Annotated in this window: 10 protein-coding genes; 1 reads left to right on the top strand and 9 read right to left on the bottom strand. The window is 54.5% G+C overall.

Translation table 11 applies throughout. The features are described 5' to 3' along the window. Positions 1-51 precede the first annotated feature (51 nt). The 8 genes from ptsG to NST08_RS08135 all read right to left on the bottom strand — a co-directional run bounded on the left by ptsG (position 52) and on the right by NST08_RS08135 (position 11,200). Positions 52-2,154, bottom strand: coding sequence for a glucose-specific PTS transporter subunit IIBC (gene ptsG, locus NST08_RS08170; RefSeq protein WP_028405017.1), 2,103 nt, complete (start codon positions 2,152-2,154; stop codon positions 52-54). 288 nt (positions 2,155-2,442) lie between these two features. Then, a complete protein-coding gene (glcT, locus tag NST08_RS08165) occupies positions 2,443-3,294 on the bottom strand; it encodes a glucose PTS transporter transcription antiterminator GlcT (RefSeq protein WP_007129279.1) in 852 nt (283 codons plus the stop codon). Positions 3,295-3,630: 336 nt separating this feature from the next. After that, positions 3,631-5,151: a flotillin family protein gene (locus NST08_RS08160; RefSeq protein WP_007129278.1), complete on the bottom strand. Its 1,521-nt coding sequence runs from the start codon at positions 5,149-5,151 to the stop codon at positions 3,631-3,633. Between the two features lie 4 nt (positions 5,152-5,155). Continuing rightward, a complete protein-coding gene (locus NST08_RS08155) occupies positions 5,156-5,689 on the bottom strand; it encodes a protease (protein ID WP_341341670.1) in 534 nt (177 codons plus the stop codon). Positions 5,690-5,922: 233 nt separating this feature from the next. After that, positions 5,923-7,086, bottom strand: a complete 1,164-nt coding sequence (locus NST08_RS08150; protein WP_007129276.1) for an iron-containing alcohol dehydrogenase — start codon at positions 7,084-7,086, stop codon at positions 5,923-5,925. 337 nt (positions 7,087-7,423) lie between these two features. Further along, a complete protein-coding gene (locus tag NST08_RS08145; RefSeq protein WP_144870981.1) occupies positions 7,424-9,013 on the bottom strand; it encodes a UDP-glucose--hexose-1-phosphate uridylyltransferase in 1,590 nt (529 codons plus the stop codon). Between the two features lie 20 nt (positions 9,014-9,033). Continuing rightward, complete coding sequence (gene galE / locus NST08_RS08140; protein ID WP_028405014.1) at positions 9,034-10,023, bottom strand: UDP-glucose 4-epimerase GalE; 990 nt, start codon at positions 10,021-10,023, stop codon at positions 9,034-9,036. A 1-nt stretch (position 10,024) separates the two neighbouring features. Then, positions 10,025-11,200, bottom strand: coding sequence for a galactokinase (locus NST08_RS08135; protein ID WP_028405013.1), 1,176 nt, complete (start codon positions 11,198-11,200; stop codon positions 10,025-10,027). Between the two features lie 185 nt (positions 11,201-11,385). On the opposite strand from NST08_RS08135, the gene NST08_RS08130 reads away from it, so the two are divergent. Then, positions 11,386-12,276, top strand: a complete 891-nt coding sequence (locus NST08_RS08130; protein WP_034273076.1) for an AraC family transcriptional regulator — start codon at positions 11,386-11,388, stop codon at positions 12,274-12,276. 129 nt (positions 12,277-12,405) lie between these two features. On the opposite strand, the gene mgrA is transcribed toward NST08_RS08130, so the two are convergent. Beyond that, on the bottom strand, positions 12,406-13,419 hold the full coding sequence (mgrA, locus tag NST08_RS08125) for an L-glyceraldehyde 3-phosphate reductase (RefSeq protein WP_007129271.1): 1,014 nt from the start codon (positions 13,417-13,419) through the stop codon (positions 12,406-12,408). Positions 13,420-13,481 lie beyond the last annotated feature (62 nt).

Genomic DNA, 13,481 nt, shown 5'->3' with positions numbered 1-13,481 from the left:
TATAATTTAGGTTATTTCTAGCATAGCATAAGCCTGCTCATTCAAAGAAGTTTACCCCTTGGTGATCGTGATGATGGCCTCTTCGCCGCTCTTTACATCACCGGTTTTGTTCAGCTTAACCGCTGCGCCTTCCGGCAGATTCGAGAAGATGATCGGAGAAATGATGGATTTCGCATTCTCCTTCACATACTCCAGATCGACCTGCATGATCGGCTGTCCTGCGGTTACAGCATCGCCTTCCTCGACAAGCACGGTAAATCCTTGTCCCTTCAGCTTCACCGTATTTACGCCGATATGGACGAGAACTTCCTTGCCGCCGTCCGACATGATGCCGACCGCATGCTTGCTCGGGAATACGTTAAACACTTTGCCGTTGACCGGCGAAGCGATGGTTCCGTTATGTGGCACAACGGCGAATCCATCGCCTGTCATGCGCTCCGAAAAGACCGGATCCGGCACATGGGATATATCCATCAGCTCGCCGTCTACCGGAGACACGATCTGCTCCGAGACAAGCGTCCCTTCCGCTGCATCCGTATCACCGGCCTGCTCATTCGAGACGACTGGTTGAACCGGTGCGTCCTCCCCAGGCGAACCCGCCGTGGCAGAGGTTGTTTCAGTTGGAGCTGCTTTCCCGGAAATAATATCCTGGATCTGCGATTTTATCGTATCGGAACGGGTTCCGAAGATCGCCTGGATATTGTTGCCGACCTCAAGCACTCCGGATGCTCCGAGCTGCTTCAATCTGGCTTTATCGACATTGCCCTTGTCTTTGACTTCCACCCGAAGCCGGGTAATGCAAGCATCCAGATGAGCGATATTCGTCTGTCCGCCGAGTGCGGTCAGAATATTGGACGGCAGCTCGTCCTTGCTGCTTCCCGAAGCTTTCGAGCCCGAGTCTGTCGCAGCCGCGGCATCTTCGCGGCCAGGCGTCTTCAGATTAAATTTCCGGATCACGAACCGGAAGCCGAAATAGTAGATGACCGCCAGGATCGCGCCGACGATCAGCACATTCCACCACGGTGTCCGGTTCGGGATGACGCCGAAGATCATGTAATCGATAAGCCCCCCGGAGAAGGTCATGCCGATCTTCGTGCCCAGAATATGCATCGTCATGAAGGACAGTCCGGCGAACAGCGCATGGACTGCGAACAGCAGCGGCGCCACGAACAGGAAGGAGAACTCAAGCGGCTCCGTGATTCCTGTCAGGAACGAGGTCAGGGCAGCCGAGCCCATAATGCCGGCGACATATTTCTTGTGCTCCGGTCTTGCCTCGTGATAGATGGCCAGCGCGGCAGCGGGCAAACCGAACATCATGAACGGGAACTTACCGGTCATGAACGTACCGGCCGTAAATTCCACGCCGTCCCGCAGCTGGGCCATGAATATATTTTGATCACCGCGTACCATTTGACCTGCCTGATTAAAGTATTCCCCGAATTCAAACCAGAATGGGGAGTAGAAGATGTGGTGCAGACCGAACGGAATCAATCCGCGTTCCACGACGCCGAATACGAATGCGGACAGCGTCAAATTTTGTTCCAGCATGAAATGGGATGCGGTGTTAAGCGCAGACTGGATCGGCGGCCAGATCACGACCATCAATAAACCAAGCAATAGCGAAGTCGCAGCCGTCATAATCGGAACAAACCGTTTCCCGGCGAAGAAGCCCAGATAGGACGGAAGCTCCATATTGAAAAATCTTCGGTACATGCTGGCAGCAAGTATGCCGACGATAATTCCGCCGAACACCCCGGTGGCTAATGTCGGGATGCCTAACACACTGGCATACTCGTAATTGGTGCCGATCATGGAAGGGGTTACGCCGATGACGCTTCCCATCGTTACGTTCATGACCAGATACCCGATAATCGCAGCAAGACCCGCTACACCTTCGCCTCCGGCCAAGCCGACGGCTACGCCTACCGCGAACAGCAGCGGCAGATTCGTAAACACGATCTGTCCTGCGTTCATCATGATGGTCGCAGCTGCTTGTACCCAGGCGGCATCAAGCCAAGGCGCATACTTGAGGAAATCCTCATTGACGAGCATATTGCCCAGTCCGAGCAGCAGACCGGCAGCCGGAAGGATGGCTACGGGCAGCATCAGCGCTTTACCGACTCTTTGCAAAACGCCGAAAAGCCGTTTAAACATGACGATTCTCACCCTCTATCTAGTTGTTGTCACAAATGTGTGAAATGGTGTTGCAAGCATAAAACAACAAAAAAAGGCATGAGCAATTACGGGAACCGGTTGGTCTCTAATCCTATGGATTAGATTACCCGAAAATGGGTAATAACAACCAAATTCCTGCAATCCTCATGCCTGATCGAATCAGTTACACGTCGATTTTGCTGTTTTACTTATGAACTGTTCGTATTGTATCACCGTTCGTACACGGTTGCAACTACCAACTGCCAAGGCTTCATAAAATCTTCACTTTTACTCATCCTGCTGCTTTCGCTGTACCAGACGTTGAAGGTGAATCGTCAAATATCCGGCCTCGGCCGGGTAAACCGGCTTCTTCAGACGCCGCTCCATGATCTTTGTCAGCTTCCAGGCCAAGGAATAAATCTCAGGGTACTCCCGTTTGAGCAGACCGTCAAGCGCACTCGCCTCCTGAACCGCTTCCCCTCTGCGGACCCGTTCCAAAGCGAACCGAAGATGCGTTAACAGCCGGGAATAATCAAGCGAATCCTTCGGAATGACATAATCGAGCTGCTGCTCCACGGTATGTACCAGATCGGCGATCAGCTCCGAATGCTTGCGAACCTCCGATATATGCTGATTGGTAAGCGCCCCGTGAATATGCAGCGCAATGAATCCGATCTCTTCCTCCCCTAAATCGACCCCAAGCTTCTCATGGATCGTCCGAACCGCATACGCCGCCATTTTGTATTCTTCCGGATACATTTCACGGGTTTCATATAAAAAGGGATTATGAATATACAGTCCTTGGGCATGGCGTTTGATTGCAAAAGCAATATGGTCGGTCAATGCAATGTGAATATGCTCGTTCAGGGAAGAACCGCTCGTTTTCTCGGCGTGCGTGACAATCTCATTCATCGCCTCGATCAGCTTCTCATCGATATGCGGGACCAGCTGCTTATACTGCTCCTGTTCCTCCGGCTTGGTCAGAATGAACATTTTCTCCACGGCCGATACCGGAATCCGGTCCTTGTTCTTCTGACCGAAGCCGATTCCCTTGCCGATGACGACAACCTCTCCATGCTGGGGATGTATCGCTATGATTACGTTATTATTTAAAACTTTAGCCACTTGTAAGCTGCTCACATTCGCACCTCTTTTGATCAAACGCGTATACTCGGATATCTTATCAGAAATATGAGGTTGCGGCAAAAAAGAATACGATGGCCTCCATAATCACGGCTCTCCGGTCCTGCTCAAGCGGCATTCAATTCAGGGAAAAGAGAACTGGCTTGCCAGCAGGCTGCCGCTGGATGAACCCAGCATCCTTCATATCTCGAACGATTCCAGCGGCAGGCTGCCGGCTCTATGTTCATTCGCTCTAACCGGCAAGCTGACTGTCTATGCTGCATTCGCTTCAACCGACAGCTGACAGCCCTACGGTCTATGCTGCATTCGTTTCAAATGGCAAGCCGTCCGGCTCTACTCTTCCTTCGCTGCACTCGCTTCAACCGGTACAAGCTCTGGTTCAATGGCAGCCGGCTTCTGGACCTCGGCCGGCTTCTTCGTAAGCCCTTGGATCAACGCCTCCACATCGATTCCCGATACGCTCTTGAGCATTTCAGGCGCGGTTGACATCAGCTCCGTTACATAATTGCTCACCCGAGCGGCGCCTTCGCCTTTCCCTGTGTCGACAACCGTCAGCTTATCGATCGAAGAGATCGGCTGGGCAATTTTACCTGCAAGCTCAGGCAGCATCTTCACGATAATATCGAGCACCGCAGCCTCGCCGAACTTCTGGAACGCCTCGGCCAGCTTTTCCTTCGCATCCGCCTCGGCAATACCCCGCAGCCGGATAACCTCCGCTTCGGCAGTACCTTTCGCGCGCTCGGCATCGGCGACAGCAAGACCGTCCAGACGCTTTTGCTCGGCCGAAGCCTTTGCCTGTGTTTCGATCGAGTATTGGATTGCATCCGCTTCCCGCATTTTGCGCGCCTTCTCCGCTTCCGCAGCCTGCTCTACCGCATAGCGGTCCGCGTCCGCCTTCTTCTTCACTTCGGCATCGTACTGCTTCTGACGAACCATGATTTCTTTTTCCTGCAGATCGATTTCCCGCTCTTTGCGGACGAGCTCAACCTTCATCTGCTCCTCAACCATCGTCTGCTTCGCCCGAGCTTCCTGGATATGGTAGGCCTGGTCGGCTTCCGCCTTGGCCGTATCCTGCTCCTTCTTAAAGGAGGCGACCTTCAGTTCCTTCTCCTTCTCGGCTTCGGCGATATTGGTGTCGCGCAGAAGCTCGGCCTTCTGTCCTTCTTCTTCGGCGCGGGCCTTCTGAATCCGGGCATCCCGGACGGCCTCCGCTTCGGCGATCTCCGCATCCCGCTTTACGGTTGCGATCCGCGGTTTACCCAGCGCTTCCAGATAGCCGTGCTTATCCCGCACATCCTTGATCGTGAACGAAACGATCTGCAGCCCCATCTTCTTCAAGTCTCTCGCAGCGACCCCTTGAACCTCCTGGGCGAACTTGTCACGATTCCGGTATACTTCCTCAACCGTCATTGAACCGAGGATCGCGCGCAGATGACCTTCCAGCACCTCTTGCGCTTCGCCCTTCAGCGCCTCAATCGGCTTGCCCATGAATTGCTCGGCAGCTGTAGCCACGTCCTCAATGGAGCTGCCGACCTTGATGATCGCAACCCCGTCAGCCATGACAGGAACGCCCTGCTCTGTGTACACTTCCGGCGTCATCACGTCAAGCTTATGGGATAACAGCGAAACGAACTCGGACCGCTGAAATACCGGCAGAATAAACGCTCCGCCGCCTCGAACGATTTTGATCTTGCGGCCGGATTCGTCCTCCGAAATATTTTTGCTGCCGAGGAAAGATCCTGTCACGATCATCGCCTCATCCGGGCTGACCGTCTTGTAGCGAGCCCAGAATGCAAGGCCCAGCACGATCAGGACACCTACAACAATCGACGGAATAACCAAATACTCTGGCATGTTCTCATTCATCTCCTTTTCGTTCTTCCAGTTCGGACACACGGAGGACACCATCAACGACGTCGATGACCACGACCCGGATCCCGGCGGGCAGGACGCTGCGGTCAAAGCTTGAAGCGATATGCGTCGTATTGCCTGCGCCTACCTTGATCATGACTTCACCAAAGCCTTCGGCCGGGAGCGGTACCGTAACGACACCAATTCGCCCTGCCAGCTCCTTAATGGAGAAGCCCGTGGAATTCTCGCTGTTCTCCATCGGCTTGACATAGCCGAAGTAGACCAAAATCGAGATCCCGATTGCCGCTAATATGGACAGCGTAATATGGGCTCCTGCCGCCAAGTCCGTATATTTCATCAGCATGATCCCGGTTCCGCCGAAGACGGTGATTCCTCCTGCAATCACAACCGGATTAAAAAAATCAACCGACAAAAAGTCCAGGAGACCGTCCAGCGCCGAGCTGAGAATATCTCCGAGCAGCACGGTGACGACGGCGAACAGAATGCCTCCGATCAGACAGCCCCAATATAACGCTTCCATGATGATTGCCCCCTCTCGAATCCCTCACTGTGTATAACAAGTAATACGGCAAAAAGTTTGCTAAAGTTTCAATTATTTGCCGTAATCGTATGGAAATCTCTTCATATCACCCCATTATGCATGAAAAAAAGCCGCCCAGCCGTAGAATATTTCCACGTGAAGGACAGCTTCTTGGAAGGCTGCTTGCAGCCCCAATCTAATGTTCTAGCTTCATTGTTCCTAATCCGCTGAGCTTACAGCGACATTTTATAAATTTCGACAACATCCTCGCGCTGCAGCTTGCGGAAGTTACCGAAAGGACCGAAGCGCATCGCCTTGTCGGCCATGGCCTCAATTTCGGAGTCGTCTATGTTGTAGTCTCCCAGCGTACTAGGAGCCCCAATCGAGCTCCAGAAACGGCGGAGCGCCTCAATGCCTTCGAGTCCGGCCTCTTCGTCGGTCTTGCCGGCAGAATCCACCCCGAACACATTGACCGCAAGCGACTTGAAGCGTGCGGGCTGTGCTGGCAGATTATACTTCATCCAGTTCGGGAACAAAATCGCCAGGCCGCCGCCGTGCGGAATGTCGTACACAGCCGATACCGCATGCTCAATATTATGGGTTGCCCAGTCGCCGGCCATCCCCATGTTAATCATGCCGTTGAGCGCCATCGTGCCGCAGTACATCACCGTCTCGCGCAGCTCGTAGTTTTCCAGGTCTTCGACCAGCTTCGGCGCCGTATCGATCATCGTGCGCAAAATCGTCTCGCAGAAGCCGTCCTGAACCGGGGTATTGGTATCCTGATGGAAATAATGCTCGAGAACATGCGACATAATGTCAACGATGCCGTATACCGTCTGATCGCGAGGAAGCGTGAACGTATGTACGGGATCCAAAATCGAGAACGCGGGATACGCCCACGGGCTTCCCCATCCCATCTTCTCCTTCGTTGCTTCGTTCGTGATGACCGAGCCCCCGTTCATCTCGGAGCCCGTTGCGGCCATGGTCAGTACGGTGCCAAGCGGAAGCGCTCCTTGCGGGGCAGCCTTGCGCTCGACGAAATCCCACATATCCCCGTCGTATTTGGCTCCGACGGCAATCGCCTTGGAGCAGTCAATGACGCTCCCCCCGCCTACGGCCAGGATCAGATCGATGCTGTGCTCACGGCAGAGCGAAACGCCTTTATGGACCGTGGACAGACGCGGATTCGGCTCAACGCCGGCCAGTTCTGTTACGGATGCTCCCGCTTCCTTTAGCAAGGAGAGGACCTGATCATACAGGCCGCTTCGTTTGATGCTCCCGCCGCCGTATACGAGCAGTACGTTCTTGCCGTATTTCGACACTTCCTCCTTCAGGGCGCTCAGCTTGCCTTTCCCGAATATCAGCCGGGTCGGATTATGAAATACAAAAGGTCTCATGTTGCGTACCTCCAATAAGTGTAATGGGATTGTGCTAATGTGTCTTTGCTGCTCTATCATTTTACCCCATTCCCTCAGGACATAACAAACAGACACCTGGCCGAGCGCAAGAGAAGCAATTGCATGCAAGGTTTGGCGCCATCCGTACCGTATCATTTGGCCATGAAAAAAGCCGTCCCTATGCAAAAGGCGGTTCGAAAACCTGCCTGCGATTTGCATAGGAACGGCCGCTATAGGGGCTCACATCCTTCAAGGCTGGTGCCAAAACGGAGATGATTCTCTCTTAAGACGCTGCGCACATGCTTTGCTCCGGATGTTTTGCCTTCGGCTCCGGCATTTATCCCTGGTCCGTCACAAAGCCCATGCTGCTCAAGAAGCGCTTGAAGGCTTGCTGCCCTTCCGCTGTTTGTTTATAAACGCCTGCATGCTCCAGAATCGTGGTGAACTTCTGACCTACCTCCCGGCGTATCCACTCCGCGGCTTCCGCTTTGTCCGACGCGGCCGGCAGACGCTCCCGCAGGCTCTGAATCCATTCGCCGTGAACGGCAAGCGGGTGATCCGGCTGCCGGCTGGCGGCGTAAAGCTCTTCGTTGCCGGCTAATATATCGGCGATCAAGTCAAGCTCCACCTTAAGCCGGCCCGGGAGGATGGCAAGTCCCATCACCTCGATCAAACCGATATTTTCCTTTTTGATATGGTGCATCTCGCGGTGCGGATGAAAAATCCCCTCCGGATGCGCTGCACTCGTCCGGTTGTTGCGCAGCACCAAATCCATTTCATACCCGCCGTCCGCATGTCTTCTCGCGATCGGAGTCACCGTGTTATGTCGGACACGCGCTCCATCCGTCTCGCTAAAAGCCAGAATATCCGCTTCCGGGTCACTGTAGGATTTCCAGGCTTCGTAAATTTGGGACGCGCAATCCAGCAGCCGCTGCCGGTCCTTCGAGGCGAGCCGGATTACGGACATTGGCCATTTCACGATGTCGACCGATACACCCGGGAACTGCGAGTGGACGAACCCGAGCACGCGGGGGGCATTCTGGATCGGGAAGTTGTGCCGTCCCCCCTGGAAATGGTCATGCGTCAGAATGGAGCCGCCGACAATCGGCAAATCCGCATTCGAGCCAAGGAAATAGTGCGGGTATATATCCACGAAGCTCAAGAGGCGGGCCAGCGTCTCCGTCGTCAGCTTCATCGGAACATGCTCCCGATGAAACACGATGCAGTGTTCGTTGTAATAAACGTATGGCGAGTATTGGAAGAACCACGGCTCCCCGTTCAGCTCAAGCGGCAGGATGCGCAAGTTTTGGCGGGCGGGGTGGTTTACCCTGCCTGCATACCCGACATTTTCGCGGCATAGCTGGCATTTGGGATAGACCGGCGGAGGAAGGAGCTTTGCCATCGCGATTTCCTTCGGGCTTTTTTCCGGCTTGGACAGATTGATCGTGATCTCGATATCCCCGTATTCGCTCGGATGCTTCCAATACTCGTTCTTGGCCACACGGTCCATGCGGATGTAATTGGAGTCGATGCTGAGGTTATAAAACCAGCTTGTAGCCGCCTCAATCCCCTGCTCCTCCTTCAAGATTTGAAAGGCCTGCTCCACTTCCGAAGGCCTTGCCATCAGCCGACCCATAATTTTGGCATCCAGCAAATCCCGGTACGTATCCGTATTTTCCGGGATGAGGCCATGAGCGGCCCCGTAATCGATCAGCGTATCGAGCAGGGACTGGGGTCCTTCAGGGACTTCATCCTTGACCTCTTCAAGGTACGGCTCGCTGAACCCGAAATCCTCCAGCAGGAGATTCCGGCTGTAGTCGACATCCGCCTCGCGGATCAGGCCTTTCTGCAGGGCATATTTCACCAGCATTTCGATCGCGTACAGGGCCTGCTTTGCTTCGGGAGTGCTTGCAGTTGTCATATCCATCGTTGATCTCCCCCTTGGATTTATCGATTCCCGTAACCATCCGGATGGCTGCTGTGCCATCTCCAGGCGCTTTCAATGATTTCCTCAAGCGTCGTACGCGCCGGCTTCCATCCGAGCACAGCGCGTGCCTTATCGGAAGAGGCCACCAGCACCGCCGGATCCCCGGCCCGTCTGGCTTCCATCACAACCGGAATGTCGGCTCCGGTCACCTTTCTCGACGTTTCGATCACTTCGTTCACCGAGAAGCCCAGCCCGTTACCAAGGTTGAACACATTGCTGGGCTCCCCACGCCGCAAATATTCAACCGCCCGCAGATGAGCATCCGCCAGGTCGCTGACATGGATATAATCCCGGACGCAGGTGCCGTCCGGCGTAGCATAATCGCTGCCGAACACCGAAATATGCGGGCGCTGCTTCAGCGCCGTCTGCAGCACGAGCGGAATCAGATGGCTCTCCGGCCGGTGATCCTCGCCGATCTTCCCGCTTTCATGCGAGCCGGCGGCATTGAAATAGCGAAGGGAGACATATTTGATGCCGAGCACCGTATCGAACCAGGCCATCATCCGCTCCATCATCAGCTTGGTTTCGCCGTACACATTCGTCGGATGCGTCCGATCCGCTTCCTCAATCGGCACCTTCTCAGGCTCGCCATATGTCGCTGCCGTTGAAGAGAAGACGATCTTCCGGACATTCGCTCCATTCATCGCTTCCAGCAGACACAGCGTTCCATAGACGTTGTTGTCATAGTACTTGACAGGGTCCTTCATACTCTCGCCAACGAGCGAGTTTGCTGCGAAGTGGATGACGGCATCGATTTCATTTTCCGAAAACAGCTGCTTCAGCAGCGCCTTATCGCGCAGATCCCCCTCATACAGCTTTCCGCCAAGCAGCGCCTCGCGGTGTCCCGTCTCCAGGCTGTCGATAACAACCACATCTTCACCCTTCTCAAGCAGCTCTGCCACGGTATGCGAGCCAATATACCCTGCTCCGCCGGTTACCAATATAGCCATTTTAGTTGCCCTCCTTTATTTCATGAACGCCGTGACCAACGCCGCATACGTAGAAATCGGCTTTCAGTCCGGTTCTTGCCTCATACTTTCGGCCAACCTCTTCGATAAAGCGCTCCACCGCATCCTCATGAACAAGCGATACCGTACATCCTCCGAATCCGGCGCCGGTCATTCTGGAACCAAGCGTGCCCGGTATCCGCTGCGCTTCCTCAACCAGGGCATCGAGTTCATCCCCGGTCACTTCATACAGATAGCGAAGCGAGTCATGCGATTGGTTCATGTATTGTCCGAATGCTTCCAGATCGTTATCCTTCAAAGCCTTCACCGAGTCGAGCACGCGCTGGTTCTCTTCAACAACATGCTGGGCCCGTCTGGATACCGTTTCATCCTTGATGGAGTCCTGAACATCCTTGAACTGCTGCGGGTTAAGCTGAGCCAGGTACGACAGCGCCGGAATTTCCTTCTGTAAAATTTCAAGCGCCTTGTCGCATTCGCTGCGGCGTTCATTGTACTTGGAATCTACAAGGCCGCGGCGCTTATTGGTATTGGCAATGACCAGCTTGTAAGCCCCCGTCTGGAAAGGAACGAGCTCATACTCCAGCGTATCGCACATGAGCAGAATCGCATGGTCCTTTCTTCCGTTGGCTACGGCAAATTGGTCCATGATGCCGGAGTTGACGCCGACGAACTGGTTCTCGGCACGCTGGGACAGCTTCGCGATCTCCACCGTATCCGTCTCCTTGCCTTCCATCGACAGGAGGGCATAGGCGGTCACAACCTCCAGCGACGCTGAGGAGGAAAGACCCGCACCATTCGGAATATCGCCATGGTAGAGCAGATCGTAGCCGCTGGAGAGCGTAACGCCAAGCTTGTTCAGCTCCACGATGACACCCGCCGGATAATCCGTCCATTCCTCCGTCTTGGTGCCGATATGCTGCAAGCGGATATCAGCTGTGTGAGCCAGATTCGTTGAAGCCAGCGACAGCTTGTCATCGTCGCGCGGACGGATGATCAAGGTGGTGCCGAATTCCAGCGCCGCCGGAAGAACGTATCCGCCGTTATAATCCAAGTGCTCGCCGATCAGATTGACGCGCCCCGGCGCGTTGAATATCCGGGCCTGATGCTTGCTTTCACCGTGCTTATTCTTAAATGCTTCCATAAGTTGATTTGTGTCCACTGCCAATCACTCCATCCTGTACATATGGTAGATTTACTGATTCAAGTATAGCGAAATTGACGTCTGGCGGTAATGAAGTCTTGTGAGATACATATGGATTTATGTGACCTTGCAGGATACAATAAGGTTGGATTGCGGACAGCATGACAACAGCTCCATCCCTTGTAGCAAGCAAGCTCGACTCTATGTTAAGGAAGGTCATTTTATTGAAACCGACAACCTATTCTGTTGCATCGAACCCGGCCCAGCCGGAAGCCTCCAGGCTGAGAGTGCGGTTTGCCGGCGAAAGCCAGACGCTCCCCAGGCATGCGCTCGGGCCCAAAATATACGATCATTTCCTGCTTCATGTTATTGAATCAGGCCGCGGAACCTTTCGTACCGAGGCTGATACATACCCGCTCGGGCCCGGAGACTGCTTTCTCATTCACCCGGGGCAGCTTGTCAGCTACGTCTCCGACCACAACGATCCGTGGCGGTACCGCTGGGTTGCCTTTGACGGAGACGCCGCCGCCGTAGAGGTGGAAGCCACCGGCCTGCTGCCTGAGCGTCCGGTCCTCCACATGCCTAGCGAGAGCCGTATTCCCGGGTACATCTCGCGCATTCAGGCCGGCTTCCAGACGAAGGAGGAAAGCTCCCACGTGGCCGCCGTCGGCTACCTCTACCTCATTTGGGCCGAAATCATGCGGCTCGGCGGGCGCCCGGCACAGGTTCTGCTGGGCGAACCGCAGGTTCAGCGCACGGTAAAGCAAATGATCAATTATATGACTGCCCAGTATGCGCACCCCGTCTCGATCGAGCAGATGTGTGCGAGTCTCGGTTATAATCGCGCATATCTATCGCGCATCTTCAAGAAAGAAACCGGGATGACCCCCATCACCTATTTGCTCCGCCTGCGAATCGATCAGTCCAAGCGGCTGCTGCGCGAGCGTCCTGATCTGTCCATTGAACAGGTCGCCGCTTCGGTGGGCCTGACGGATCCGCTCTATTTCTCGCGCCAGTTCAAGCGCAGGGTCGGGAAATCCCCGTCCCGCTATCGCAAGGATATCGAGGATACCTCGGCTCAAGATCAACCATAGTCCCTGCCGCTTTAGCAAAAAAGCATCCCGAAAGGTCAACCATCTTGACCCGGGACGCTCTTCTTCCAAAGCAATCGATTATACCGTTGTTCTTAAAAAGCATCTCTATTAAAAGCTGCTGCCTGATGTCTAGGACGACTTATCCTCGGTCTCCGTCTTCAGGATCGCTTCGATCCGGTCGAGCTCCTCCTTGGAGAATTCCAGATGATTCAGGGCAGCTACATTATCCTCGATCTGACTCACCTTGCTCGCACCGATCAAGGCCGAGGTTACTCTTCCGCCCCGCAGCACCCAGGCCAGCGCGAATTGAGCCAGGCTCTGTCCGCGTGCCGCCGCCATCTGGTTCAGCGCCCGGATTTTGCGGAGAACATCCGGCGTGATGTTGCTTTCGTTCAAGAAGACCGACGCGCTGGCGGCGCGCGAATCGACAGGAACGCCATTCAAATATTTGTTGGTCAGAAGCCCCTGAGCGAGCGGCGTAAAGGCAATGCTGCCCACACCGTTCTCCTCGAGCACATCCAGCAGGCCGTTCTCTATCCACCGGTCCAGCATGGAATAGCTCGGCTGATGAATCAGCAGCGGCGTGCCGAGATCCTTGAGAATCGCGATTGCTTCCCTCGTCTTCTCAGGGGAATAGTTGGATATTCCGATATACAAGGCCTTCCCGGACCGGACAATGTGATCGAGCGCCATCATCGTCTCTTCGAGCGGCGTCTCCGGATCCATCCGGTGATGATAGAAAATATCAACATAATCCAATCCCATCCGCTTGAGGCTCTGATCGAGACTGGATACCAGATACTTGCGCGAGCCCCAATCGCCATAAGGTCCCGGCCACATATAATAGCCTGCCTTTGAAGAGATGACGATCTCGTCGCGGTACGCCTTCAGATCCCTGGATAGAATCTTTCCGAACGTTTCTTCCGCTGAGCCTGGAGGCGGTCCGTAATTGTTCGCCAGGTCAAAGTGCGTGATACCAAGGTCAAATGCGCGCGTAATCATATTCCGTCCGTTCTCATACGTATCGATGCCGCCGAAATTATGCCACAAGCCGAGCGAGATAGCCGGAAGCTTCAATCCGGATCGCCCGCAGCGGTTATAGATCATGCCTTCATAGCGGTCTTCGCTAGCCACATAGGTCACTTATATCCCTGCCTCTCGATTAAGGTTACGTCCGTTGCAAGAAATATCTTATCCTGTTTTGC

Origin of the sequence: Paenibacillus sp. FSL K6-1566, from assembly GCF_038050475.1 — a bacterium.
Taxonomy (GTDB): domain Bacteria; phylum Bacillota; class Bacilli; order Paenibacillales; family Paenibacillaceae; genus Paenibacillus_AQ; species Paenibacillus_AQ lactis.
Note: the sequence above shows the minus strand (reverse complement) of the source record. Positions and strands in the feature narration are given on the sequence as shown.